The sequence below is a fragment of the Sinorhizobium sp. BG8 genome (assembly GCF_016864555.1).
GTDB lineage: Bacteria > Pseudomonadota > Alphaproteobacteria > Rhizobiales > Rhizobiaceae > BG8.
On sequence record NZ_CP044011.1, the window covers coordinates 1,685,874 to 1,711,581 of the forward strand.

At 63.5% G+C, this 25,708-nt stretch carries 21 protein-coding genes; 16 read left to right on the plus strand and 5 right to left on the minus strand.

The window, feature by feature from the left end:
- Positions 1–125: 125 nt before the first annotated feature.
- Positions 126–2,936, plus strand: coding sequence for an EAL domain-containing protein (locus F3Y30_RS07780; protein ID WP_203425896.1), 2,811 nt, complete (start codon positions 126–128; stop codon positions 2,934–2,936).
- 69 nt (positions 2,937–3,005) lie between these two features.
- Here the strand turns inward: F3Y30_RS07780 and F3Y30_RS07785 are convergent, their stop codons facing one another.
- From F3Y30_RS07785 to groES, 3 genes are all read right to left on the minus strand, one after another.
- On the minus strand, positions 3,006–3,452 hold the full coding sequence (locus F3Y30_RS07785) for a hypothetical protein (RefSeq protein ID WP_203425897.1): 447 nt from the start codon (positions 3,450–3,452) through the stop codon (positions 3,006–3,008).
- Positions 3,453–4,131: 679 nt separating this feature from the next.
- On the minus strand, positions 4,132–5,769 hold the full coding sequence (gene groL, locus F3Y30_RS07790; protein ID WP_203425898.1) for a chaperonin GroEL: 1,638 nt from the start codon (positions 5,767–5,769) through the stop codon (positions 4,132–4,134).
- A 74-nt stretch (positions 5,770–5,843) separates the two neighbouring features.
- Positions 5,844–6,140, minus strand: coding sequence for a co-chaperone GroES (gene groES / locus F3Y30_RS07795; RefSeq protein ID WP_004109735.1), 297 nt, complete (start codon positions 6,138–6,140; stop codon positions 5,844–5,846).
- Between the two features lie 268 nt (positions 6,141–6,408).
- On the opposite strand from groES, the gene F3Y30_RS07800 reads away from it, so the two are divergent.
- The 8 genes from F3Y30_RS07800 (at position 6,409) to F3Y30_RS07835 (ending at position 15,874) form a co-directional block, all read left to right on the plus strand.
- Positions 6,409–7,227, plus strand: coding sequence for a sulfurtransferase/chromate resistance protein (locus tag F3Y30_RS07800; protein WP_203425899.1), 819 nt, complete (start codon positions 6,409–6,411; stop codon positions 7,225–7,227).
- 22 nt (positions 7,228–7,249) lie between these two features.
- A complete protein-coding gene (gene chrA / locus F3Y30_RS07805) occupies positions 7,250–8,617 on the plus strand; it encodes a chromate efflux transporter (protein WP_203426522.1) in 1,368 nt (455 codons plus the stop codon).
- A 93-nt stretch (positions 8,618–8,710) separates the two neighbouring features.
- Positions 8,711–9,559, plus strand: a complete 849-nt coding sequence (locus tag F3Y30_RS07810; RefSeq protein ID WP_203425900.1) for a TIGR01459 family HAD-type hydrolase — start codon at positions 8,711–8,713, stop codon at positions 9,557–9,559.
- 16 nt (positions 9,560–9,575) lie between these two features.
- Complete coding sequence (locus tag F3Y30_RS07815; RefSeq protein WP_203425901.1) at positions 9,576–10,556, plus strand: bifunctional riboflavin kinase/FAD synthetase; 981 nt, start codon at positions 9,576–9,578, stop codon at positions 10,554–10,556.
- A gap of 278 nt (positions 10,557–10,834) precedes the next feature.
- Positions 10,835–13,750, plus strand: coding sequence for an isoleucine--tRNA ligase (ileS, locus tag F3Y30_RS07820; RefSeq protein WP_203426523.1), 2,916 nt, complete (start codon positions 10,835–10,837; stop codon positions 13,748–13,750).
- 141 nt (positions 13,751–13,891) lie between these two features.
- Entirely contained in the window at positions 13,892–14,509 is a 618-nt protein-coding gene (locus F3Y30_RS07825) for a hypothetical protein (RefSeq protein WP_203425902.1), read from the plus strand.
- A 3-nt stretch (positions 14,510–14,512) separates the two neighbouring features.
- Positions 14,513–14,995 carry a GNAT family N-acetyltransferase gene (locus F3Y30_RS07830; protein ID WP_203425903.1) on the plus strand — a complete coding sequence of 161 codons (483 nt, stop codon included), beginning with the start codon at positions 14,513–14,515 and terminating at the stop codon, positions 14,993–14,995.
- 78 nt (positions 14,996–15,073) lie between these two features.
- Complete coding sequence (locus F3Y30_RS07835) at positions 15,074–15,874, plus strand: GGDEF domain-containing protein (RefSeq protein ID WP_203425904.1); 801 nt, start codon at positions 15,074–15,076, stop codon at positions 15,872–15,874.
- 68 nt (positions 15,875–15,942) lie between these two features.
- On the opposite strand, the gene F3Y30_RS07840 is transcribed toward F3Y30_RS07835, so the two are convergent.
- Positions 15,943–16,395, minus strand: a complete 453-nt coding sequence (locus tag F3Y30_RS07840) for a nucleoside deaminase (RefSeq protein ID WP_203425905.1) — start codon at positions 16,393–16,395, stop codon at positions 15,943–15,945.
- Between the two features lie 72 nt (positions 16,396–16,467).
- Between F3Y30_RS07840 and F3Y30_RS07845 the strand changes: the two genes are divergently transcribed.
- Genes F3Y30_RS07845 through F3Y30_RS07855 form a run of 3 tightly spaced genes read left to right on the plus strand, consistent with a single transcriptional unit; the run spans position 16,468 to position 19,834 of the window.
- Positions 16,468–18,336 carry a pseudouridine synthase gene (locus tag F3Y30_RS07845; RefSeq protein WP_203425906.1) on the plus strand — a complete coding sequence of 623 codons (1,869 nt, stop codon included), beginning with the start codon at positions 16,468–16,470 and terminating at the stop codon, positions 18,334–18,336.
- Between the two features lie 6 nt (positions 18,337–18,342).
- Entirely contained in the window at positions 18,343–18,903 is a 561-nt protein-coding gene (rsmD, locus tag F3Y30_RS07850) for a 16S rRNA (guanine(966)-N(2))-methyltransferase RsmD (protein WP_203425907.1), read from the plus strand.
- Between the two features lie 28 nt (positions 18,904–18,931).
- Positions 18,932–19,834, plus strand: a complete 903-nt coding sequence (locus tag F3Y30_RS07855; RefSeq protein WP_203425908.1) for a patatin-like phospholipase family protein — start codon at positions 18,932–18,934, stop codon at positions 19,832–19,834.
- Here the strand turns inward: F3Y30_RS07855 and F3Y30_RS07860 are convergent, their stop codons facing one another.
- Positions 19,835–21,667: a monovalent cation:proton antiporter-2 (CPA2) family protein gene (locus tag F3Y30_RS07860; RefSeq protein ID WP_203425909.1), complete on the minus strand. Its 1,833-nt coding sequence runs from the start codon at positions 21,665–21,667 to the stop codon at positions 19,835–19,837.
- A gap of 119 nt (positions 21,668–21,786) precedes the next feature.
- Between F3Y30_RS07860 and F3Y30_RS07865 the strand changes: the two genes are divergently transcribed.
- From F3Y30_RS07865 to waaA, 4 genes are all read left to right on the plus strand, one after another.
- Positions 21,787–23,133 carry a TldD/PmbA family protein gene (locus tag F3Y30_RS07865; RefSeq protein ID WP_203426524.1) on the plus strand — a complete coding sequence of 449 codons (1,347 nt, stop codon included), beginning with the start codon at positions 21,787–21,789 and terminating at the stop codon, positions 23,131–23,133.
- A 45-nt stretch (positions 23,134–23,178) separates the two neighbouring features.
- Entirely contained in the window at positions 23,179–23,991 is an 813-nt protein-coding gene (locus tag F3Y30_RS07870) for a 3'(2'),5'-bisphosphate nucleotidase CysQ (RefSeq protein WP_203425910.1), read from the plus strand.
- A 62-nt stretch (positions 23,992–24,053) separates the two neighbouring features.
- Entirely contained in the window at positions 24,054–24,290 is a 237-nt protein-coding gene (locus F3Y30_RS07875; protein WP_203425911.1) for a DUF4170 domain-containing protein, read from the plus strand.
- Between the two features lie 103 nt (positions 24,291–24,393).
- On the plus strand, positions 24,394–25,707 hold the full coding sequence (waaA, locus tag F3Y30_RS07880) for a lipid IV(A) 3-deoxy-D-manno-octulosonic acid transferase (protein ID WP_203425912.1): 1,314 nt from the start codon (positions 24,394–24,396) through the stop codon (positions 25,705–25,707).
- Position 25,708 lies beyond the last annotated feature (1 nt).

Genomic DNA, 25,708 nt, shown 5'->3' on the forward strand with positions numbered 1-25,708 from the left:
TTGAGGCTTCCTTAAGCATAGGTTTATGCAAGTCCGTGCTTTTATGGGACTTTCAGCCCGACTTAATGATTCTTCAGCCTTTTCTCACTTGAGTGATCCGATCGAACCTCACCGCCGGATTTCTCATGCTCCGTATTGTGAATTGCATCGCGCTCGAGCACGACTATCGACTTGTGCTACTCGCAGCCATCATCTGCTTCCTGTCCTGTTTTGTCACAGTGGCACTGGTGCAGCGCGCGCAATCCTGCGAGCGCCTCGCGCGTCGCCTCTGGCTCGGAGCTGCGGGCTTCTCGACCGGCTTCGGTATCTGGTCCACCCACTTCATCGCCATGCTCGCCTACAATCCCGGCATGGTCATGGGATACGAAGTCTACCGGACGCTCATCTCGCTCGCGGTCGCCATCATCGTGACGACGATGGGGATCGTCGTCGGGACCGCATCGAAGCGCCGGTCGGCCGCGCTGGCGGGCGGAATGCTTCTGACGGGTGGCATCTTCGTCATGCACTACATGGGGATGTCGGCGCTGGAAATTCCCGGCACGATCGAGTGGGACTACGCCTATGTGGCTGCATCCTTCGTTGCAGGCGCGATCTTCAGCAGCCTTGCCCTGCTTGGCATCGCAGGCGGCGCACGCAACGTCGCTGCAAGGTGGCGTGTTACGATCCTGATGATGCTCGGCGTCGTCGCCCTTCATTTTACGGGCATGGCGGGCGTGACGGTGGTCTCGGGGCCGATGGACATCACCGACGACACGGTGGTCTCGCCGGTGCTGATGGCGGTGCTGATTGCAGCTGTGGCCTTCTCGCTGCTCTTCGTCGGATTGATCGCGGTCGTCTTCGCGCGTCAGGCAGAAAACGCCGTCAGCGCCGGCACGCGGCAGCTTGCCATGTTCGTGCAGGGCGTGACGGACTATGCCATCTACATGCTCGACGCCGATGGCAGGGTCGAGAACTGGAATGTCGGGGCGGAGCGGAGCAAGGGCTATACGGCCAAGGAAATCGTGGGCGAACATTTCTCCCGCTTCTACAGCGCCGAGGAACAGGCAGCGGGACTGCCCCAGCTTGCCCTGGACGTTGCGCGGGAAACCGGAAAATACGAGACCGAAGGCTGGCGTTACCGCAAGGACGGCAGCCGTTTTTGGGCGCATGTCGTGATCGACACGATCCGCGACAGCGAGGGTGACCTGGCCGGCTACGTCAAGATTACCAAGGACATCACGAAAGAGAAGGCGGATGCCGATCGCATCGCGGAGGTGACGAAAAACCTCGATCTCGCGCTCGAAAACATGGCACAGGGCCTTTGCCTCTTCGATGCCGACGAGAGGCTGGTACTCTCAAACAAGCGCTTTTCGGATCTGTTCGGATTCTCGGCGGACACCTTCAAGCCGGGCATCACGCTCGCCAGCATGGTCGATCTCGCCGTCTCGCGCGTTCACGATGATCCGGAGGTCTGGCAACCGAGGGCTCGCGACATCTATGCTCGCCACAGAAAGCTCATCCGCCAGCCGGGCGGCGGCAGCACCGTCGAACAGCTGTCTTCCGGCCTGTCCGTCCAGATGAAGTACAACACTCTCGCAGACGGCTCCTGGGTCGCGACCTACGAGGACATCACCGATCGCCTGCGCACCGAGGAGCAGATTGCCCACATGGCCCGCCATGATGGGCTGACCCAGCTGCCGAACCGCGCAAGCTTCAACGTTCACCTGGAAGGTGAACTCGAGAGTGCACGGCGTTCCGGCGCATACGTGGCCGTGATCGGCATCGACCTGGACAAGTTCAAGGAAGTCAACGACACGCATGGTCATGCCGTAGGCGACGAGGTGCTGAAGATCCTCTCCCAGCGCATGCAGGACATGCTCACCGGGGATGAGGCCGTGGCGCGCTTCGGTGGCGACGAGTTTGCCGCATCGAAGCGGTTCGATGACATGGCGGAACTGAACGATTTCCTCATGCGCCTCGAAAAGGCGCTCCATGCGGAGGTCAAGGTCGGATCCTTTGAATTGAAGCCCGGCGCCAGCCTCGGAGTCGCGATCTTCCCGCAGGACGCGATGAACGTCGAAAACCTCCTGTCAAACGCCGACCTCGCAATGTACCGGGCCAAGGAAGCGCTTACCCGCACCGTCTGCTTCTACGAGGTATCGATGGACGATGTGGCGCGCCGCCGCCGCATGATGGCCAACGACCTGTGGCTTGCCGTGGAGCGCGGCGAACTGCAGTTGCACTATCAGGTGCAGAAGTCGGTGAAGGGTGGAGAAACGACCGGATACGAAGTGCTGCTGCGCTGGCGTCACCCGGACCGCGGCACCGTGTCGCCCGCCGAATTCATTCCCGTCGCGGAGGAGTGCGGCGCCATCCTGTCGATCGGCGAATGGGTTCTGCGCGAAGCCTGCCGCGAGGCGGCGAGCTGGCCGCTGCCGCACAAGATCGCCGTCAACCTGTCTCCGGTCCAACTCGCAAACACCGACGTGGTCGGCCTTGTCCGGGACGTGCTCGCGCAAACCGGCCTTGCGCCGAACCGCCTCGAGCTCGAGATCACCGAATCCACGATCATCGCGGACAAGCAGCGGGCGCTCCTGGCACTCAGGCAGGTGAAGGCGCTCGGCGTTACCATCGCCATCGACGATTTCGGTACCGGATATTCGTCGCTCGAGACCTTGCGTTCATTTCCTTTCGACAAGATCAAGCTCGACCGCAGCTTCATGAACGAGATCGAGGACAGCCCGCAGGCAAAGGCCATCATCAGGGCGATCCTGGCGCTTGGGCGCAGCCTCGACGTGCCGGTACTTGCCGAAGGAGTGGAGACCGGCAGGCAGCTCGATATCCTTCTCAAGGAAGGATGCGACGAAGCGCAGGGCTACTTCCTTGGCAGACCGGCGCCGATGACTGCCGACGAGGTGCGGGAAGATGCCCATATCGGCAAGGGCCGCGCCGCCTGATCGCAGGCACGCATTCCACTGCCTGCGGGGGAGGTCATGCTCCGGCGGGACGCCGCATAAGGCTCGCGCCTACTGCCGCTTCATGGAATAGGCGGGGAGTTCGACCTGGAAGCGGGGGAAGATGAACACGCCGATGATCAGGCCGGCATACTTCTGTTCGATTCCGGTAGACTCTCCGACGCAGAAGACGGGCTGGCGGGGAACACCCGCCACGTTGATCGTCGTGGAAAAGCAGAACGACGAGCACGTCGTCGACGCCTGTTCGAAGAGTTCGAGCACGCGGGTACGGTCGAGCGGTTCGTAACAGCGAATGAGGTTGAGCAGCCCGCAGTCGCGCTCATGAAGCCCGTGGGTCTTCGCTGCCTTGTCGCCAAGCCTGAACAGTCCGTTGGACAGATCGCCGGTCCAGCGTTCCGTCACGCAGTATTGGGTCAAAAGCTCATTGTCGGCATCGTCCAGCTCCAGGGAGCCGGGTACAAAAGGCGCTGAAAGATTAGTTTTCGCAATCTTAAACACGTACAATCCCAAGCGAAAAAATCAATTTGGCCGCCATGCACTTGTCCTGTCAAGACGAGCCCAGCATGTTCGGTCTTCCGGCTGCAGGCGCAACTTCCCGTCCGCTACAGAGTCCCCGCGGAATCGGTCCATTCGGCACCCATTAGACAGGTCAGTGAACGTACGCGCAACCTCGTTTGCGGTCGGCGTTAGTCTATCAAATCTTTTCTTGTATGAGCCTTGGTCTTCCAGTGTGCTGCCCAGCGGACCAATCACACCCGACATGCCGACCGTCCCCGTGAATCTTCGAGCTCACTTGCTTGGTTTTATAATTTCTTTTTTGCGACCGGCAATGGGTGCCCTGTCAAAATTGTGGGTATTTGATGAGAATTTTAAGGCCAAATCCACATTGGTGCGTATTCAGGTGCATTCTGTGGATAATGCACCCGGTGATTGTGTGATGGTTGTGCCTGTGCGGGGGATCACGACAGTGCGCCGATTTGTCCCGACAGGGGCACCTGCGCAATGAAAAAGGGCAGCCCAAGGGCCGCCCTTCGTCTTGATTTCATCGAGGATAAGGCTTGCGCCTTGTTCCATCATGCCGCCCATGCCGCCACTTCAGGCCGCATGCGGCCTGAAGCACTTTGAGAACATGGGCGAAGCTTTATGTGCGTCGTTCAGTGATAAGGCTGTCGCCTTATCACATCATGCCGCCCATGCCGCCCATGTCGGGCATGCCGCCGCCCATCGGAGCGTCCTTCTTCGGCAGCTCGGCGATCATGGCTTCGGTGGTGACGAGGAGGCCTGCAACCGAAGCTGCGTCCTGCAGAGCGGTGCGAACGACCTTGACCGGATCGACGATACCCATGGCGATCATGTCGCCATATTCGCCGGTCTGGGCGTTGTAGCCGTAGTTGTCGCCCTTCTGCTCGAGGATCTTGCCGACGACGATCGAAGCTTCGTCACCAGCGTTCTCTGCGATCTGGCGGGCCGGAGCCTGCAGAGCGCGACGAACGATGTTGATGCCGGCTTCCTGGTCGGCGTTCTCGCCCTTGACGGTCAGCTGGGAAGAAGCGCGCAGCAGAGCGACGCCGCCGCCCGGTACGATGCCTTCCTGAACAGCAGCGCGGGTCGCGTTAAGCGCGTCGTCGATGCGGTCCTTCTTTTCCTTCACTTCGATTTCCGTCGAGCCGCCGACGCGGATCACGGCAACGCCGCCAGCGAGCTTTGCAAGGCGTTCCTGCAGCTTCTCGCGGTCGTAGTCGGAGGTGGTTTCTTCGATCTGAGCCTTGATCTGGGCGACGCGGCCTTCGATTTCAGCCTTCTGGCCTGCACCGTCGACGATCGTCGTGTTTTCCTTGGAGATCGAAACCTTCTTCGCACGGCCGAGCATGTCGAGCGTGACGTTTTCGAGCTTGATGCCGAGGTCTTCGGAGATCACGGTACCGCCGGTCAGGATGGCGATGTCTTCGAGCATGGCCTTGCGGCGGTCGCCGAAGCCCGGAGCCTTGACAGCAGCAATCTTGAGGCCGCCACGGAGCTTGTTGACGACGAGGGTCGCAAGAGCTTCGCCTTCAACGTCTTCAGCAACGATGACGAGCGGCTTGCCGGTCTGAACGACAGCTTCGAGAACCGGCAGCATGGCCTGGAGGTTCGAGAGCTTCTTCTCGTGCAGGAGAACGTAGGCGTCGTCGAGGTCGGCGACCATCTTTTCCGGGTTGGTCACGAAGTAGGGCGACAGGTAGCCGCGGTCGAACTGCATGCCTTCGACGACTTCGAGTTCGGTTTCGGCGGTCTTGGCTTCTTCAACCGTGATGACGCCTTCGTTGCCGACCTTCTGCATGGCTTCAGCAATGTCGAGGCCGATCTGGCGCTCGCCGTTTGCCGAGATCGTGCCGACCTGTGCAACTTCTTCCGAGGTGTTGATCTTCTTGGCCTTGGCCTGGAGATCCTTGACGACTTCCTTGACAGCGAGGTCGATGCCGCGCTTCAGGTCCATCGGGTTCATGCCGGCAGCAACGGCCTTTGCGCCTTCGCGGACGATCGCCTGGGCGAGAACGGTCGCGGTGGTGGTGCCGTCACCGGCAACATCGTTGGTCTTCGAAGCGACTTCGCGGACCATCTGGGCACCCATGTTCTCGAACTTGTCTTCGAGTTCGATTTCCTTGGCAACGGAAACGCCGTCCTTGGTGATGCGCGGTGCGCCGAAGGACTTGTCGATAACGACGTTACGACCCTTCGGGCCGAGTGTTACCTTCACTGCATCAGCGAGGATGTCGACGCCACGCAGCATCTTTTCGCGCGCGTTGCGGCCGAATTTTACTTCTTTGGCTGCCATTTTCAAAACTCCTGGTTTCGAAAGGCCGGATACTCCGGCTTGAATTTATGGGAAGTTTTTAAGGGAACCGGCGATCAGCCGATGATGCCCATGATGTCGGCTTCCTTCATGATCAGAAGGTCTTCGCCGTTGAGCTTGACTTCGGTGCCCGACCACTTGCCGAACAGAACGCGATCGCCGACCTTCACGTCGAGAGCGACGACCTTGCCGCTTTCGTCACGTGCGCCGGAGCCGACGGCGACGATTTCGCCTTCCTGCGGCTTTTCCTTCGCGGTGTCAGGAATGATGATCCCGCCCTTGGTCTTTTCTTCGGACTCGACGCGACGTACGACGACGCGGTCGTGGAGCGGACGGAAGTTGGTGCTTGCCATTGTCTAATCCCTCGATCAAATGACATTGCGGATCACGAACGGATCCGTTCGATTGGTGTTAGCACTCACATCTGGAGAGTGCTAGCGAGGGGGAGATAGGCTTGACGCCGGATGGAGTCAAGGATGGCTTCGGCAAAATTATGTTCTCCGGGCAGAAGTTGACACGGATCCCGCAATTTTGTTTAACAAACATATGGGGCTTGCGAATGCCCCACGAGGCGCCATGCCGAATTTCGCGTCCTTAATCTCACATCATGAGGGACGTATCATGGCTTCCTACAATGCAATTTCATCCGAAAAGCTCGTGCGCCTGATCGGCACGCCAAAAGCGCCGATCCTGATCGACGTGCGCGACGAGGACGATTTCTCCGCCGCGCCATTCCTGCTGCCTGCTGCCATCAGGAAAAGCCACACGGAGATCCGGCAATGGGCCGGCGATTATCGCGGCCACCAGGCCGTCGTCATCTGCCAAAAGGGTCTGAAGCTCAGCGAGGGCGTTGCCGCATTCCTGCGTTCCGAGGGCGCCCAGGCGGAAGTCCTCGAAGGCGGTTTCGAGACCTGGCAGAAGGCGGGCCTGCCGCTTGTTCCGGTCTCGCGACTGCCGGGGCAATGCAATAGAGGCGGAACGCTCTGGGTGACGCGTTCCCGGCCGAAGATAGATCGGATCGCCTGCCCCTGGCTGATCCGGCGCTTCGTCGATCCCAAGGCGGTCTTCCTCTTCGTCGCTCCCTCCGAGGTCGAAGCGGTCGCGCATCGCTTCGACGCCACGCCCTTCGATGTCGAGGGAGTGTTCTGGAGCCATCGCGGCGAACTTTGCTCCTTCGACGTGATGATCGAGGAGTTCGCGCTTGCCTTTCCGGCCTTGCAACATCTCGCCCGCATCGTTCGCGGCGCCGATACGGACCGGCCGGATCTCGAGCCGCAGGCCGCAGGGCTGCTCGCCATATCACTCGGACTTTCGCGCATGTACGCGGACGATCTCGAACAGCTCGAGGCGGGTATGCTGCTCTACGACGCGCTCTATCGCTGGGCGCGAGACGCCTCGCAGGAAAAACACGACTGGGTCTCGCATGGCGCGCGCAAGTGAAGTCTCGCCGACCGAGGCGCCCATGAACGACCGGATGACAGCAGACGCCTCTCCCAGACACCCGACATTCGGGGAGGCGCTGAAGGTCTGGGCACGGATCGGGCTTCTGAGCTTCGGAGGCCCCGCCGGGCAGATCGCGCTCATGCACCGCGAGCTGGTGGACGAGCGGCGATGGATCTCCGAAAGCCGGTTCCTGCATGCGCTGAACTATTGCATGCTGCTGCCGGGTCCCGAGGCCCAGCAGCTTGCCACCTATGTCGGCTGGCTGCTGCACGGCGCCCGCGGCGGCATCGCGGCCGGGACGCTCTTCGTCTTGCCCGGCTTCCTCGTCATCTGCGTGCTCTCTTCCGCTTACGCCCTCTTCCAGGATACCCACTGGCTGGATGCCCTCTTCTTCGGCTTGAAGGCCGCTGTCCTCGTGATCGTCGTCCAGGCGCTCATCCGGATCGCCAGTCGCACGCTGAAGACGCCCGCCGCACGCATTCTTGCCGCGCTCGCCTTCCTCGCGCTCTTCGCCTTCGCGCTGCCGTTCCCGCTGGTCATTCTTCTTGCCGGTGTTGTCGGATATGTCGCGGCGCGCACCGCGCCCGGCCTTCTCCAGCCGCAGGCGGGCCATCGCAGCCACGTGCCGGACCTTCCATCTGTTATCGGAGAAGGCGTGGAAGGGGGAAGGCAGACCCCGGGGAGGGCGTTCCTCGTCGTCGCGGTCTGTTGCGCACTCTGGATCGCGCCCTTCCTGCTCCTGGCGATGGTTCCGGGCCACACCGGCGCCTTCAATGCGATCGGTGTCTTTTTCTCGAAAATGGCGGTCGTCACGTTCGGCGGCGCCTATGCCGTTCTCGCCTACGTCGCTCAGCAGGCGGTCGACACCTATCAATGGCTCAAGCCGGGAGAGATGCTGGACGGTCTGGCGCTCGCCGAGACGACGCCGGGCCCGCTGGTGCTCGTGCTGTCCTTCGTCGGCTTTCTTGCCGCCTTTCGCGATGCCGACGGCCTGGATCCGCTGCTGTCCGGGCTCCTCGGGGCTTTCCTCGCCGCCTGGGTCACGTTCGTGCCCTGCTTCCTTTGGATCTTTCTCGGTGCGCCCCACGTCGAGAGGCTGCGCGGCAACGAGGCGCTTTCAGGGGCGCTGGCCGCAATCTCGGCGGCTGTTGTCGGCGTGATCCTCAATCTCGCCCTCTGGTTCGGCTTGCATGTGCTCTTTCGCGAGGTCGGACGCCTGGAGGCGGGGCCCCTGTCGATGCCGTTGCCCGCATGGTCCTCCATCGATCTTCACGCCCTCGCGCTTACGATCGTCTCGGCCTTCATGTTGCTCCGGCTGAAGACCGGGATCCTCACCGCGCTTTCGGTCAGTGGTGTCCTCGGCTTCCTCCTTTCATGGCCTTTGTGAGAAGCGCCGAGGCGTAAATTTCTTCGGAAAGGCTTGTTTTCTCGTTCCAGCTTTGCGATGTCAGCCCGGCCTCCCAACTACCGGAAAGTCATCATGGCAAAGCGCATCGATTCCTTCGACGAGATCACAGGGCACTATGACGTCGTGCTGTGCGACGTGTGGGGCGTATTGCACAACGGGGTCGAAGCCTTCGCGAACGCGTCGCAGGCGCTGGCCGCGGCCCGGGCTGCTGGCCTCGCAGTGGTGCTGATCACCAATTCCCCGCGACCGTCACCGGGCGTCAAGGTGCAGATCCGCGGCCTCGGCGTAGAGGATGACGCCTACGACCGCATCGTTACGTCGGGTGATGTCACACGCGCGCTGATTTCGTCCGGACCGCCGAAGATCTATTTCATCGGCGGCGACAAGGATCATCCGCTATTGACCGGCCTCGATGTCGAGCGCGTGTCGGCCGAGGAGGCGGAAATCGTTGTCTGTGCGGGCTTCCGCGACGACGAGACCGAAACGGCAGAGGACTACCGCGAGGAACTGACAGTGCTCGCCGCCCGCCACCTGCCTTTCATCTGCGCCAATCCGGACCTCGTGGTCGAGCGCGGACATCGCCTCATCCCCTGCGGCGGGGCGCTCGCCCAGCTTTACGGCGAACTCGGCGGCACGACACTCATCGCCGGCAAGCCCCATCGGCCCATCTACGAGGCGTCGATGACTGAGGCACGCGAGGTCTTCGGCGAATTCGCATCGTCGCGGGTCATTGCCATCGGCGACGGAATGCCGACCGATGTCAGGGGTGCGGAGGCGTTCGGGCTTGATGTACTGTATATCTCCGGCGGCATCCATGCGCAGGAGTACGTTGTCGACGGGCGCACCGACGAGAAGCTGCTCGCAGCATTCCTGGAAAGAGAAGGCGCGACGCCGAAGTGGTGGATGCCTGCCCTGAAGTGATTGGATCGAAGCCGAGATGACTGTCTTTCATCGAAACGAGACCAGGGATCCGCTTCCCGAAGCGCTCCGCGGCGGAGTGATCGCGATCGGCAATTTCGATGGCGTGCATCGCGGACACCAGTCCGTGCTCGACCGGGCGCTGCAGATTGCGCGCGAGCGTGCGATCCCGGCGCTGGTGCTGACATTCGAGCCTCATCCGCGCACGGTCTTCCGCCCGGATCAACCGGTCTTCCGCCTCACGCCCGCTCCGCTCAAGGCGCGCATCCTCGAAGGCATGGGCTTCAACGCCGTCATCGAATATCCGTTCGATCGCCAGCTCTCCCAGCTGTCGCCGCACGATTTCGTCGACTCGGTGCTGTTGGACTGGCTGCATGCCTCCCATATCGTCACCGGCTTCGATTTCCATTTCGGCAAGGGTCGCGAAGGTGGCCCCGCCTACCTGATGGCCGCCGGCGAAGCCAACGGCTTCGGGGTGACGCTGGTCGACGCATTCCGTGACGAGAATACCTCGGTCGTATCCTCGAGCCTCATCCGCTCTATGCTCTGTGAAGGCGACGTCGTCGGTGCGGCCGGCGAGCTCGGCTACCGCTTCACGGTCGAGCAGGAGGTCATCGGCGGCAAGCAGCTCGGCCGCACGCTCGGATACCCGACTGCCAACATGCAGCTTCCTCCTGAAGCGGGCCTTCGCAACGGCATCTACGCGGTGCGGTTCCGTCGAGCCGACGGGACCTTGCACGACGGGGTCGCAAGCTTCGGACGCCGGCCGACGGTCGACGCTAACGGCGCACCGCTTCTCGAGACCTTCGTGTTCGACTATTCCGGCGATCTCTATGGTCAGGTCTGCTCGGTCTCCTTCTTCGGCCACCTTCGCGACGAGCTGAAGTTCGACGGGCTCGATGCGCTGGTTGCGCAGATGAAGCGGGATGACGAGGAGGCGAGGGCACTTCTTTCCGGCGTGCGTCCGCTGAGCGAGATCGATCTGCGTCTCTGCTTCTAGCGTGTTTCGGCTTTGCAACCTGAACGCTCCGGCCCAAGAAAAGTCGCCGCATCACATCGTGCACCTTTTCAAGAGAGCGAAAACGCCGTAATACCGCCCACCATGATGCTGATACGGCTTACCATCGATCTGCGAATTAGTGGCCCGGCCTTCCGCGCGCTCTGAGCGAGGCCGGAAGGTCCGGGTTTTCGAGCGTTCCGCAAACGCTCCCGCCGTCACCACCAGACCCGTTCCCTTACATGCGCGACAGATCGCGCGATGAGACGATTGCCACAGCCATGACCGATACGCCCGAAAAAGTCGATTATTCCTCCACCCTCTACCTGCCGCAGACGGAGTTCCCGATGCGCGCCGGCCTGCCGCAGAAGGAACCGGAAACGGTGGCCCGCTGGCAGAAGATGGACCTCTACAAGAAGCTGCGCGCCTCTGCCGCCGGCCGCGAAAAGTTCGTGCTCCACGACGGCCCGCCCTACGCCAACGGCAACATCCACATCGGCCATGCGCTCAACAAGATCCTCAAGGACGTCATCAACCGCTCGTTCCAGATGCGCGGCTATGATGCCAACTACGTTCCGGGCTGGGACTGCCACGGCCTTCCGATCGAATGGAAGATCGAGGAAAAGTACCGCGAGAAGGGCAAGAACAAGGACGAGGTTCCCGTCAACGAGTTCCGCCGGGAGTGCCGCGACTTCGCCTCGGGCTGGATCAAGGTCCAGTCGGAGGAGTTCAAGCGCCTCGGCATCGAGGGCGACTTCGAGAACCCCTACACCACGATGAATTTCCACGCGGAAGCGCGCATCGCCGGCGAGCTGATGAAGATCGCCAGGAGCGGCCAGCTCTACCGCGGCTCCAAGCCGATCATGTGGTCGGTGGTTGAGCGCACGGCGCTGGCCGAAGCGGAAGTCGAATATGCCGACGTCGAGAGCGACATGATCTGGGTGAAGTTCCCGGTCAAGTCTGGTCCGGATTCTCTGGTGGGTTCCTTCGTCGTCATCTGGACCACGACCCCCTGGACGATCCCCGGCAACCGCGCGGTCGCGTTCTCTTCGCGCTATGCCTACGGCCTCTACGAAGTCGCGACTGCCGAGAACGACTTCGGCCCGCAGCCGGGTGAGAAGCTGATCTTCGCCAAGCGTCTTGCCGAGGAGTCGGCGGCCAAGGCCAAGCTGACATTCAACTTCGTCCGCGACATCGAGGGCGACGAGCTTGCGGCTGTCGTGTGCAACCATCCACTGCACGGCCTCGGCGGCGGCTATGATTTCAAGGTTCCGCTGCTCGACGGCGACCACGTCACGGATGATGCCGGCACGGGCTTCGTCCATACCGCGCCGAGCCATGGTCGCGAAGACTTCGAGGCGTGGATGGACAATGCCCGGGCGCTCGAGGCGCGCGGCATCTCCTCCGCCATCCCGTTCCCGGTCGACGATGCCGGCTTCTACACGGCCGACGCGCCGGGCTTCGGTCCGGATGCGGAGGATGGCGCCGCACGCGTCATCGACGACAAGGGCAAGAAGGGTGACGCCAACGACCGCGTCATCAAGGCGCTGATCGCACGCCACGCGCTGTTCGCCCGCGGCCGTCTGAAGCACTCCTATCCGCATTCCTGGCGCTCCAAGAAGCCGGTGATCTTCCGCAACACGCCGCAATGGTTCGTCTACATGGACAAGGACTTCGGCGACGGCACGACGCTGCGTTCGCGTTCGCTGTCGGCGATCGATGCGACGCGTTTCGTTCCGGCCGCCGGCCAGAACCGCCTGCGCGCAATGATCGAGAGCCGCCCGGACTGGGTTCTCTCCCGCCAGCGAGCCTGGGGCGTTCCGATCGCCATCTTTGCCGACGAGCAGGGCGAGATCCTTGTCGACGAGGCGGTCAACGCCCGCATCCTCGAAGCCTTCGAAAAGGAAGGCGCGGACGCCTGGTTCGCGGAAGGTGCCAAGGAGCGGTTCCTCGGCAACGACCACGATCATGCCCGCTGGCTGCAGGTCATGGATATCCTCGACGTCTGGTTCGATTCAGGCTCGACGCACACCTTCACCCTGGAGGACCGTCCGGACCTGAAATGGCCGGCCGACGTCTATCTCGAAGGCTCCGACCAGCACCGCGGCTGGTTCCACTCGTCGCTGCTCGAGAGCTGCGCGACGCGCGGCCGTGCTCCCTACGACGCCGTCGTCACCCATGGCTTCACCATGGATGAGAAGGGCGAGAAGATGTCGAAATCCAAGGGCAACGTCGTTGCACCCCAGGACGTGATGAAGGATGCCGGCGCCGATATCCTGCGCCTGTGGGTCATGACCACCGACTACTGGGAAGACCAGCGCCTCGGCAAGACGATCATCCAGACCAACATCGACGCCTACCGCAAGCTGCGCAACACGATCCGCTGGATGCTTGGCACGCTCGCCCATGACAAGGGCGAGGAGATCGCTCATGCCGATATGCCCGAGCTCGAAAGGCTCATGCTGCACCGGCTTTGCGAACTCGACCAGTTGGTTCGCGAGGGCTACGACGCCTTCGACTTCAAGAAGATCGCGCGTGCGTTGATCGATTTCTCGAACGTCGAGCTCTCGGCATTCTACTTCGACGTCCGCAAGGATGCGCTGTATTGCGATGCGCCGTCGAGCCTTCGCCGCCGCGCGAGCCTTGCCGTGATCCGCAAGATCTTCGAGTGCCTCGTCACCTGGCTGGCGCCGATGCTGCCCTTCACCACGGAGGAGGCCTGGCTGTCGCTGAAGCCCGACGCGGTTTCGGTGCATCTGGAGCAGTTCCCGGCCGTTGCCGCCGAATGGCGCGACGACGCGCTGAAGGCGAAGTGGGAAAAGATCCGCGAAGTCCGCACCGTCGTGACCGGCGCTCTCGAAATCGAGCGGCGCGAGAAGCGGATCGGTTCGTCGCTGGAGGCGGCTCCCGTGGTTCATGTCGGCGATCCGGAGCTTCTCAAGGCGCTGGACGGCGAGGACTTCGCCGAGATCTGCATCACCTCGGCGATCACCGTGGTGGCTGGCGAGGGGCCGGCGGATGCATTCCGTCTCGGCGAGGTGGCAAAGGTTGCCGTCGAGCCGAAGCGGGCGGAAGGCCGCAAGTGCGCCCGCTCCTGGCGAATCACCACGGATGTCGGCTCGGATGCGGACTATCCCGACGTTTCGGCACGCGATGCCGCCGCGCTTCGGGAGATTGGCTTCCGCGTCGCGGCCTGATTGCCGGATCCTTTGGACAACAGCTACCGGATGAATTGCGCTTTGTGGCCTCATCCGGTAAAGCTGCCTGAAAATCGTCCGATTTTTCCGCCATGGCACGCAGAAGCAGTATCGTGCACCGGCTCTGCTGGAAGGGTATTCATGGAAATGACGCGGAAGTTGAGAGTTGGCGCCAGCCTTGCTGGGCTCGTCGGGGCAGGCCTGGCATTGTCCGGCTGCGTTGGCGGCCCGACCTACGGCACCGACAAGACAGCGACCGAACAGCTGATGGACGACATCGGCAATGCGGTGACGATCCGGCCCGGAAACGGCGCCGCCAAGACCATTGCCTACCAGCCGCGCGGCCAGCTCGTCCTTCCGAAGGATGAGACCAAGCTGGCGCAGCCGCAGCAGTCGCTTGCCGGCAAGGACAATCCGCAGTGGGTCGAGAGCCCGGAGCAGATGCGTGAGCGCCTGCGCGAGGAGGCGACGCTCAACCAGAACAACCAGTTCTACGAATCGCCTCTCACGAGCCAGTTCGAAACGGGCCGCAAGCTCTCCGCCAAGGAGCAGCAGGAGAAGTACCGCGAGGCAAGACGCCTCGAGCAGGGCCTCTACTCTGACAAGCGCCGCACCCTCAGCGATCCGCCGATCGAGTACCGGAAGATGCCGGAGGAGGCGCAGGCCGATCTCGGAGAGCCGGAGAAGGACAAGGAGCGCCGCCGCAAGAAGGAGGCCTCGATCGCAAAGACCGGCAAGAGCCCCTGGTGGCCGTTCTGATCCATGGCCTATCGCATTCGCCCTGCGACGACGGCTGACGCCGGAACCATCCTGCGTTTCATCACCGAACTTGCGGTCTACGAAAAGGCTGAGCATGAAGTCGAGGCGACGGTCGAAACCGTCGCCTCTTCACTTTTCGGACCCACTTCGGTCACGCGCGCCGTCATCTGCGAAAGCGAAAACGGTGACCCCGTGGGCTTTGCAGTATGGTTCATGAGCTATTCCACCTGGCAGGCGCGCAACGGTCTCTACCTCGAGGATCTCTACGTCACGCCCGAGCATCGCGGCGGCGGTGCCGGCAAGATGCTCCTGCGCCATCTCGCGCGTCTCGCGGTCGAGGAAGGGTGCGGACGCTTCGAATGGAGCGTGCTCGACTGGAATGAGCCGGCGATCCGGGTCTATGAGGCCATCGGCGCGGAACCGCTCTCCGAGTGGACGCGCTATCGCCTCGCCGGTGACAAGCTGAAAGAGTTTGCGGCCGGTTGAAGCGGGCCTTTCGCGATCGTTAGAGATTTCCCGTTCTACCTCACGTTGCGTTAACCCGTGCAGGGTAGCGTTCGCGCCATGTTGGGCATCAGCAGGAAAACGGCGATCAAGGCAGCGGCCGCAACGGGGGCATCCGTGGTGGTTTCGGTTGCCATCGTGCTGCTCATCGTGCCCGTCCTGGGAGGCCATCCGGATGGCCCGGGCTTCTGGATGAGTATGCTTTGCCCGCTCGTCATTGCGGGTCCTGCTAGCACCTACCAGTTCCACCAAAAGGAAACGATAGCCCGGCAGCGCGATGCATTGGCTTGCATGCATGTCGAGCTCGAGGACGCGCATCGGGCGCTGAAGGAACTCCACGCGGATCTTCGCACGAGGGCCCGCACGGATTCTCTCACCGGCGGCCTGAACCGCGAGGCGTTCTTCTCCGCTTTCGAGGCGGCCGCTCCCGGAAGCACGGGCCCTGCGGCGCTGATCATCGCTGACGCCGACCATTTCAAGAAGATCAACGACACGTTCGGCCACCTCGTGGGCGACGAGGCGTTGCGCAGGATCGGTGCCGCCATCAGCGGCTGCGTTGGCGGGGGCGACCTGTGGGGAAGGATCGGTGGAGAAGAGTTCGTGGTGTTTCTCGCCGGACAGGACCGGCAAGGAGCAATCCACACGGCCGAACGCATTCGCCGCTCCGTGTCGGAATGCGGAATGATTGCTGACGGTCGGCCGGTCCCCGTGAGCGTGAGCATCGGAATTGCCTGGGCCCAGGGGCCTTTCGATCCGGCGGATTTCTTCCGCCAGGCGGATGGAGATCTCTATCGGGCGAAATCAGGCGGGCGCAATCGGATCGTCATGGACGGGCGCGAGGTTGGCGCGGCCGCGGCCTGATTCAGTGGATATAGCCGGCTGGGCTGGCCCGATCGCCATTGACCCCGTTGTGGTCGTCGCCGGGCAGCTCAATCCTCGTCTCGCCGCTCCCTGAAGAAATGCCGCAGCATCTCGGCCGACTCGCTCTCCCGGATTCCCGAATAGACGTCTGGCACGTGATGGCAGGTCGGCTGCGCGTAGAAGCGCACACCGCTTTCGACCGCGCCGCCCTTCGGATCGTTGGCGCCGTAGTAGAGCCGGCGGATGCGGGCAAACGAGATTGCCGCCGCACACATGGTGCATGGTTCGAGGGTGACGTAGAGATCGGCGCCCGACAGCCTTTCCTGCCCAAGCTGCGCGGTCGCCTCACGTATTGCGACGATCTCCGCATGGGCGGTCACGTCGTTGTCGGCGCGCGTGCGGTTGCCGGCCGTCGCAATAACAACCCCGTCGCGCACGATGACGGCTCCGACCGGGATTTCGCCGCGTTCTCCCGACAGACGGGCTTCGGCGATGGCCAGTTCCATGAACCGATTTGTCATTCCCGACGCGAATTCCTCTTAACCACGGGCCTGCGACCTGATACGACACCCGAAAACTCAGGCAAACATCAAATGACACCCAAAGACAAGCCCAGACGGCCCGGAGCCAAGCCATTCGACCGCGACCGCAAGCCGCGTGACGGTGGCGGCAAGCCGGGTTCCAAGAAGCCCTTCGCAGCCAAATCGGCAGGCCCCAAGGCATCGGGCGGCAAGCCCTTTGCCGCAAAGACGGAGAAGAAAGCGCCGGTTCGCGCCTCCGCCCAGGCCGCCGATCACGCCACAGCTCAGGGTCCCGAACGTATTTCCAAGCTCCTTGCGCGTGCAGGCGTTGCATCGCGCCGCGATGTCGAGCGGATGATCATGGAAGGTCGCGTCAGCGTCAACGGAACGGTGCTCGACACGCCGGTCCTGAACGCGACGCTTGCCGATCGCATCGAGGTCGACGGCCAGCCGATCCGCGGCATCGAGCGCACGCGCCTGTGGCTCTACCACAAGCCTGCGGGACTGGTGACCACGAACTCGGATCCGGAAGGGCGCCCCACGGTATTCGAGAACCTTCCGGAGGATCTGCCGCGGGTTCTGTCCATCGGCCGGCTCGACATCAACACGGAGGGCCTGCTGCTCCTCACCAATGACGGCGGGCTTGCCCGCGTTCTGGAGCTGCCTTCGACCGGATGGCTTCGCCGTTACCGTGTGCGTGCCCACGGCAAGATCGAGCAGGAAGCGCTGGACAAGCTCAAGGACGGCATTGCCGTCGACGGTGTCCTCTACGGTGCGATTGATGCGACGCTCGACAAGGTTCAGGGCTCCAACGTCTGGATCACGATGGGGCTTCGCGAAGGCAAGAACCGCGAAATCAAGAACGTGCTCGGCGCGCTCGGGCTCGAGGTCAACCGCCTGATCCGCCTGTCCTATGGTCCGTTCCAGCTCGGCGACCTTCCGGAAGGCCGCGCCCAGGAAATCCGCGGCCGGATGCTGCGCGACCAGCTCGGCCCGCGCCTGATCGACGAAGCCAAGGCCAATTTCGATGCGCCGCTCTTCGAGCGCGAGCAGGAAATGGAAGAGGCGCCTGCGCGAGCCGCAAAGCCGGCACGCGAAGAACGCCAGGAAAGACCCTTCCGCGAGAAGGAAGGCGATCGTCGCGAAAAGGCACGTGGTCGCCTGGATACACGGCGGGACGACCGGCAGGACGGCAAGCGCGGCGGCGGTTGGGACCGTGAGGAAAGCCGGTTCGACGACAGGCCGAAGCGCGAGCCGGGCAATCGCACGAGGAAGGCCAACGTCTGGATGGCCCCCGGTGCCCGACCCGTTGCCGAAAAGAAGGCAAAGGCCGCCGAGGGCGAGGAGGCTGTGAAGCGCACGCCACGTCCGCGCCCGGAAGGCGCGCCGAAGGTAAAGCGCTACGGCCGGAACTGGGACGGAGAGGCGACGACCTCCACGCACAAATACGATCCCGACAAGAAGAAATCCGGCTTCAGGGCCGGGCCTTCAGGCGGTGAACGCAAGCCACGCGTCCTTGGCGACGACGACGGCGGTGACTGGATCCGCGCGAGCGAGCCCGAAAGCCGTCCGCGTGACGGCGAGCGCGGCGGTTTCGGCCGCAAGCGGTCGGGTGCCGGCGACGAGCGCGCGGCCCGCGAGTATGGCGACCGGCCCGCGCGTAGCGAGCGCAAGCCCCGCTTCGAAGGCGATCGCCCGTTTGGAGATCGTCCGCCGCGCCGCGAAGGCGGCAAGCCGTTCGGCGAGAGACCCGCGGGCGACAAGCCGCGCGATAAACCGTTTGGCGGCAAGCCGGGTGGAAAGTCCTTCTCGGGCAAGCCCGGCGGAAAGCCCTTCGGTGGGAAGTCCTTTGGTGGCAAGTCCGGTGGTGGCAAGCCCGGTGGCGGCAAGCCGGGCGGAAGACCCTCCGGCGCATCGCGTCCGCGCGGCAAGGGGAAGTAGTCGAAGGTGCGGATTGTCGGCGGAGAGTTCCGCGGGCGTACGCTCGCCACACCGAGATCCAACGATATCCGGCCGACGACCGACCGGACGCGCGAGAGCCTGTTCAATATCCTGAACCACGCCTATCCCGAGGCGCTGGAAGGCACTCGCGTTCTCGATCTCTTTGCAGGGACCGGCGCGGTGGGCCTGGAGGCCCTCTCGCGCGGTGCCCGTTCGACGCTCTTCGTGGAGCAGGGTGTCGAGGGACGTGGTCTCATTCATACGAACATCGAGGCGCTGGGCGTGATCGGGCGCGCGAAGATCTTTCGACGGGATGCGACCTCGCTTGGTTCCGTCGGCACGATGGAACCGTTCCATCTCCTCTTCGCCGATCCACCCTATGCCAAGGGGCTCGGGGAGAAGGCGCTTGACGCGGCCGCCCGCGGCGGCTGGCTCGTGCCGGGTGCCCTTGCCATCCTCGAGGAGCGTGCCGATGTAAATCCTGGCGCCGTCGACGGCTTCGACTTTCTCGAGGTCCGCGCCTTCGGTGACACGCGCATGCATTTCTATCGGTTCAGCCCAGCCTGACGCCGAAGCAAAGAGGAGAGGATCGAGCATGACCGAAACCCGCCTCGCGCACCAAACCTCGTCCAGGCCGGCTGCCGCGCACCCGACCGTCGCGATCGCCTTCGGCGGCGGCGGTGCGCGCGGGCTCGCTCATATCCACGTGATCGAGGTGCTCGACGAATATGCCATACAACCGACCCTCATCGCGGGATCGTCGATCGGCGCCATCATGGGCGCCGCCATGGCGGCCGGCCTGTCGGGCCGCGAGATCCGCGAGCACACGCTGAGCAGTGTCGGAGACCGCACGAACGCGCTGAACCGCATATGGAGCCTTCGCCCGGCGAGCCTGGCGGATGCCTGGGGCAGCGGTTTCCGCTTCGGCCAGTTCAATCTCGAGCGCATCCTCAAGGCGTTTCTGCACGACAGCATGCCCGATTGCTTCGAAGACCTGCAGATACCGATGAAGGTGATCACCGCGGATTTCTTCGGGCAGTCGGAACATGTCTGCGAAAGCGGGGAACTTCTGCCTGCGCTCGCGGCCTCGGCGGCGCTCCCGGCCGTATTTATGCCGGTCCGCATCGCCGGGAGGGTCATGATCGATGGGGGGCTCTGGAATCCGGTGCCTTTCGATCACCTGCGCGGCAAGGCCGATATCACCATCGGCGTGGACGTGATCGGCAAGCCGCCCGGCGACCATCTGTCGACGCCGAATTCGATCGACAGTCTCTTCGGCGCAAGCCAGCTCACGATGAAATCGATCGTGGCCATGAAGCTCAGGGAAGGCGCGCCCGACATCATGCTGCGACCGGAGGTGGGGCGCTTCCGGGTGCTGGACTTCCTGCAGGCGCGAGACGTCCTTGCCGCGACCGCCGGCATCAGGGACGAGCTGAAGCGCGCGCTGGATGAACTTCTCTCGAAGCCGTCGCGCCAGCCTCCCGACAGCCACCCATAGTCAGCTCGCCGCCTGTCGCGTGGCTTCGCCGATCGCCGTCGTGTCGTCGCCGTCCTCGTCTTCGAGGAGATGCCCGACATGCTTCGGCTTGAGCAGCGGCTCCGGCCGGACCGGCTTGGAGAGTAGCATGTGGCGCCCCGCGGCAAGCCCTTCCGCCGCCTGCAGCACCAGTCGCTCCTCGTCGCGGCGACGGATGTCGTCGCTGATCGAACGGGCCTCGTCTTCCAGGATCCCCAGTCCCTCCAGCGTCCTTCGTCCGAAAACGAGGCCGGACTCGAATGTCTCGCGGGTCTCGTGGTCGACGCCGCGGGCGCGAAGGGAAAGCGTGTGCACCCGGTCGTAGGAGCGCACGAAGACACGCGCGTTGGGGTATTCGGCCTGCACCAGATCGACGATCTTGTCGGTCGTCTCCCGCCTGTGGGTGCAGACAGCGACGATCTTGGCCCGTTCGATGCCGGCAGCGGTCAGCACGTCCTTGCGGGTCCCGTCTCCGAAATAGATGCGGAAGCCGAAGTTCGCCGCCTGCCGGATACGGTCTGCGGAATAGTCGATGATCGTCACGTCCCTGCCGCCGGCAAGCAGGATCTGAGCGGCAATCTGTCCGAAGCGCGAGAAACCGACCATCAGCACGTCGGAGCCCGCTCCCTCGAAATCCTCCTCCAGTTCCTCCGCGGCTTCCTCCTTGAGCAGGAAGTTGGCGAGGCCGGCCGCGGCCGGTGTGAGCGCCATGGAGACCGTAACGATGACGATCAGCAGCGACGCCATGCCTGTGGAGAAGACTCCGGCCGCTGCCGCCGCCGTGAACAGGACGAAACCGAATTCGCCGCCCTGGGGCAGGAGGAGCGCCACGCGGATCCCGTCGTTCCGGCTGGCGCCGGCGATGCGGCATAGCGCGAAGATGATGACACTCTTGACGATCATCAGGGCCGGGACCGCCGCGAGGATGATCAGGTAGTTCTTGGTCACGACCTCGAGGTCCAGGGACAGCCCGACAGCCATGAAGAACAGGGCGAGCAGGATCCCGCGAAACGGTTCGATGTCGGCGGCGAGCTCGTGGCGATAGGAGGATTCCGCGAGCAGCACTCCGGCAAGGAAGGCGCCCATGGCCATGGAGAGACCCGCCAGTTGCAGCAGGGACGCCGAACCGAGCACTACGAAGAGTGCCGCCGCGATCATTGCCTCGTGCGCGCCCGTCCGGGCGATCGCATGGAAGAGCGGGTTGAGAAGGTAGCGGCCGGCGACGAGCATGCCGGCGATGGCAGCGACGGCGAAGGTGAAGTCGTAAACTGCACTCGTCGGATCTTCCGGCGGCTGTTTCGCCAGCAGCGGAATGAGCGCGAGCAGCGGCACGATGGCGAGATCCTGGAACAGCAGCAGCGAGAAGGAAGCCTGGCCGTATCGCGTGTTGGTGTCACCCTTCTCGTTCAGGATCTGCAGGGCGAAGGCGGTCGAGGAGAGCGCAAGACCGAAGCCGATGATGAGGCTTCCCGCCCAGTCGGAAAGCCCCGTGAACCAGACGATGCCGAAGAGTGCGGCGCCCGTGAGGACGACCTGGGCAATACCCATGCCGAAGATCTGCCGCCGCATCTGCCAAAGGCGCGAGGGTTTCAGCTCGAGGCCGATGACGAACAGCAGGAAAACCACGCCCAGTTCGGCGACGCCCAGGATCTCTTCGCCGTCGTTTATGCGATGCAATATCGGCCCGATCACCACGCCGGCTGCGAGATATCCGAGAATGGTGCCGAGGCCGAGCCGCTTGAAAATAGGTGCGGCAAGCACCGCGCCGCCGAGCAGCAGCAGGGTCTCGGAAAAGAGGGCATGGGTATTCGGCATTCGCGCAGGAACCTTTTGCAGGCGACTATCTATGAGATGTGGTCTGGAAGAATCACGGCCCCAGGCCTTGATGCTTGTCGGAGTGCACAATAAATGGGGCAGGAATGAAAGGCCAAATCATGTCCGATGCTGTCGATTCCGAAAGCCTTCTCTCCAGAGCCAGCGAGCTGATCGACCGAGCGGTCGCGGCGGGTGCCGATGCGGCAGACGCTGTGGTCGTGCGGGGGCACTCCCGCTCGGTCACGGTGCGTCTAGGCAAAGTGGAGGGAACCGAGGCCTCCGAAAGCGACGACTTCTCGCTGCGCGTCTTCGTCGGCAAGCGGGTTGCGAGCGTGTCGGCGAACCCCGGTTTCGATCTCAAGCTGCTCGCAGAGCGGGCCGTCGCCATGGCCAAGGCCTCGCCGGAGGATCCGTTCTCCTCGCTCGCGGACCCGTCCGACCTGGCGAAAGACTGGCCGGAGCTCGAGCTTTTCGATCCGTCCGAGGTTTCCGCCGATCAGCTCACCGAAGCCGCCCTGGCGACCGAGGCTGCGGCTGTTGGCTATGGGGGGATCACCAATTCGGGCGGCGGCGGTGCTTCTGCCGGCATGGGCGGACTGGTCCTTGCCACGTCGCACGGCTTCTCCGGCTCGTACAAGGCGAGCCGCTTCGGCCGATCCGTCAGCGTCATTGCGGGCGAAGGCACGAAGATGGAGCGCGACTACGATTTCGACAGCCGCCTCTACTACGCCGACCTGCGCGATGCCGCCGACATCGGCATCGGTGCCGCCGAGCGGGCGGTGAAAAGACTGAACCCGCGACAGGTCCCGACCGCCAAGGATGTCACCGTCGTCTACGATCCGCGTGTGGCGCGCGGGATTGCAGGTCATATCGCCGGGGCGATCAACGGCGCCTCCGTCGCGCGCAAGACGAGCTTCCTGCGCGACCGGATGGGCAAGCAGGTGCTGAAGTCCGGCCTTTTCGTGACGGACGATCCGCTTGTCGTTCGCGGCTCCTCATCGCGTCCCTTCGATGGCGAGGGCGTGCGCGGCGAGCGCCTCGTCATGATCGAGGACGGCATTCTCAATCATTGGTTCCTGTCGACCTCGACCGCGCGCGAGCTCGGCCTTTCCACCAACGGCCGCGGCGTGCGCGGCGGCACTGCGGTAAATCCCGCTTCGACCAATTTCGCGCTTGAGCCCGGTGACGTGTCGCCCGAGGATCTCATCCGCTCGATCGGAACAGGTTTCTACGTGACCGAACTGATCGGGCAGGGGGTCAACATGGTCACCGGCGAATACAGCCGGGGCGCTTCAGGCTTCTGGATCGAGAATGGCGAGCTGACATTCCCCGTGTCCGAGGTGACGATCGCCTCGAACCTCAAGGACATGTTCATGCGCATTACGCCCGCAGACGACATCGATCGCAAGTTCGGCGTGGCTGCACCGACCCTTGCCATCGAGGGCATGACACTTGCTGGAAAATGAACGGCAAACGCACCGACACAGGCCGGTGCGGGAACGGATAGGCCGATGACTGGCGCAAGAGCGGGAAGATCCTGGAGCGCTGATCTCGAGCTCCTCGTTGGGGCGGCGCAGGCAGCCGGCGCCCGCGCGATGGAGTTCTTCGGCAACTCACCCGAGGTCTGGTGGAAGAACGAGGGCCGGTCACCGGTCAGCGCCGCCGATTTTGCCGCCAACGATATCCTGAAGAAGGAACTGCTTTCAGCGCGGCCCAACTACGGATGGCTCTCGGAGGAGACGGACGATGATGCGGCCCGCCTTGATTGCGAGACAGTGTTCGTGATCGATCCCATCGACGGGACCAGGGCCTTCATCGCCGGACTGGACGTGTGGTGCGTCAGCGCCGCCGTGGTGCACCGGGGACGGCCCGTCGCAGGCGTTCTGGTAGCACCGGCACTTGGTGAAGTCTTTTCGGCTATCGCCGATGGTCCCGCCCTCAAGAACGGCGCGCCGCTGCAGATTGCCCCTGCCGAGGAGGGGCGTGCGACGCGTGTCGCGGCCGCACAGGACATGCTCTCGAACATGGACCTGTCGGGCCTCGGCGAGGTCGAGCGCATCGCCCATGTGCCCTCGCTCGCCTATCGCCTCGCAATGGTGGCCGACGGCCGGATCGATGCGACGCTCGTCAAGCGGAACTCCCACGACTGGGACCTCGCAGCGGCCGATCTCATCCTTTCGCGTGCGGGCGGCGGGCTTGCAACGCTCGAGGGCGCGGCCCTTTTCTACAATCGTCCCGAGGTCAGTCACGGGATCCTGTGCGCCGCGGGTCTCGAACGACTTTCCCGGTTTGTGAGGGCGTCGCACACCCTTTCCGGCCATTGACCTTTGAGCCGGAATACCGCAAACCGACTGCGAGGGCGGTCGCACAAGTATTGAGAGATGACATGGCTGAAAATACCGAAACGAAACAGCGTCTGCACCTGGTGTTCGGAGGCGAACTAACCACGCTCACGGGTGTCGACTTCCGCAAACTGGACGACCTCGATATTGTCGGAATCTATCCCGACTATGCCACCGCGTTCGCGGCGTGGAAGTCCAAGGCGCAGATGACGGTAGACAACGCCCACATGCGCTATTTCATCGTGCACCTGCACCGCCTTCTCGATCCAGAGAACGCCTGAAACGTATGAATTTTCGTCATCGGCCGGCCATGCCGGCCGATTGTACAAGCGGGTGCCTGATGAATTCTTTTCCTGTGACGGCTGAACCGAAGAGCCATGGCCGATGAGGGGCGTGCTCGCTCGGGTCGCGCTTTCGGCCTATCGCTGGATTGGCGTCGGGCTCTATCCGGTCATCGGCTCCTACCTGGCCTTCCGCGGCGCGAAGGGCAAGGAAGACAGGTCGAGACGGCGCGAGCGCTACGGCCGCGCCAGCGTGGAGCGGCCGAATGGTCCTCTGGTGTGGTTTCACGCCGCAAGCGTCGGTGAAACGACGGCTGTCGTCCCCCTCATCAAGGAGGTTCGCCGCCGCGGTATTTCGGTGGTGCTCACGACGGGCACGACGAGTTCGGCAAAGGTGGCTGCCGCAAGGCTCGGCTCCGGGGTGATCCACCAGTACGTGCCGCTCGATCTCAAGCCTGCGGTCAGCCGTTTCCTCGACTACTGGCATCCGGATCTCGCGATCATCGCGGAATCCGAGATCTGGCCCATGACGATCCTCGAACTCGGAGCTCGTCACATCCCTCAGGTCCTGGTGAACGGCCGCCTTTCGGACCGCTCGTTCAAGCGCTGGAAGAGCCGTCCCGGGCTCGCAGACGCGCTGTTCGAGAACCTCGCTCTGGTGATCGCCCAGACGGAGGAGGATGCAGAACGCTTTCGCACGCTTGGTGCGCTGCCGGTGCTGGTCTCTGGCAACCTCAAGGTGGACACGGATTCACCGCCGTACGATCCGGCGGTGTTGCGTGAGTACCGGGACCAGGTCGGTGACCGCAAGACATGGGCGGCGATCTCGACCTTCGAGGGCGAGGAGGCCGCCGCCGGCAATGTCCACCGCGTGCTGAAGGAGCGTCTCGGCCTGCTGACCATCATCGTGCCGCGCCACCCGGAGCGCTGCGACGCGATCGAGGATATGCTGAAGGCCAAGGGGCTGACGGTAGCACGGCGCACCCGTGGCGATCCGCTCACGCCGGAAACCGATGTCTTTCTCGGCGATACCATCGGCGAGATGGGGCTCTACCTGCGCATGACGGAAGTCGCCTTCGTCGGACGCTCGCTGTTTGCCGAGGGCGGGCAGAACCCGCTGGAGCCCGCCATGCTCGGCTGCGCGGTCCTTTCGGGCGCCAACGTGCAGAACTTCCGCGAGAGCTACCAGAAGCTCGCCAAGAGCGGCAGCGCCCGGATGGTGCGCGACGTCGAGATGCTCGCGAAGGGCGTCAACTACCTGCTGACCCACGACGACGTGCGCCGCACGATGATCGAGGCCGGTCAGGAGACCGTGCAGGACATGCGCGGCGCGCTGCGTGCCACCATCAAGGGGCTCGAGCCCTACATCAATCCGCTGACCGTCAAGGCGCGGCTGCATCCACGTGAACCTTCCTGAA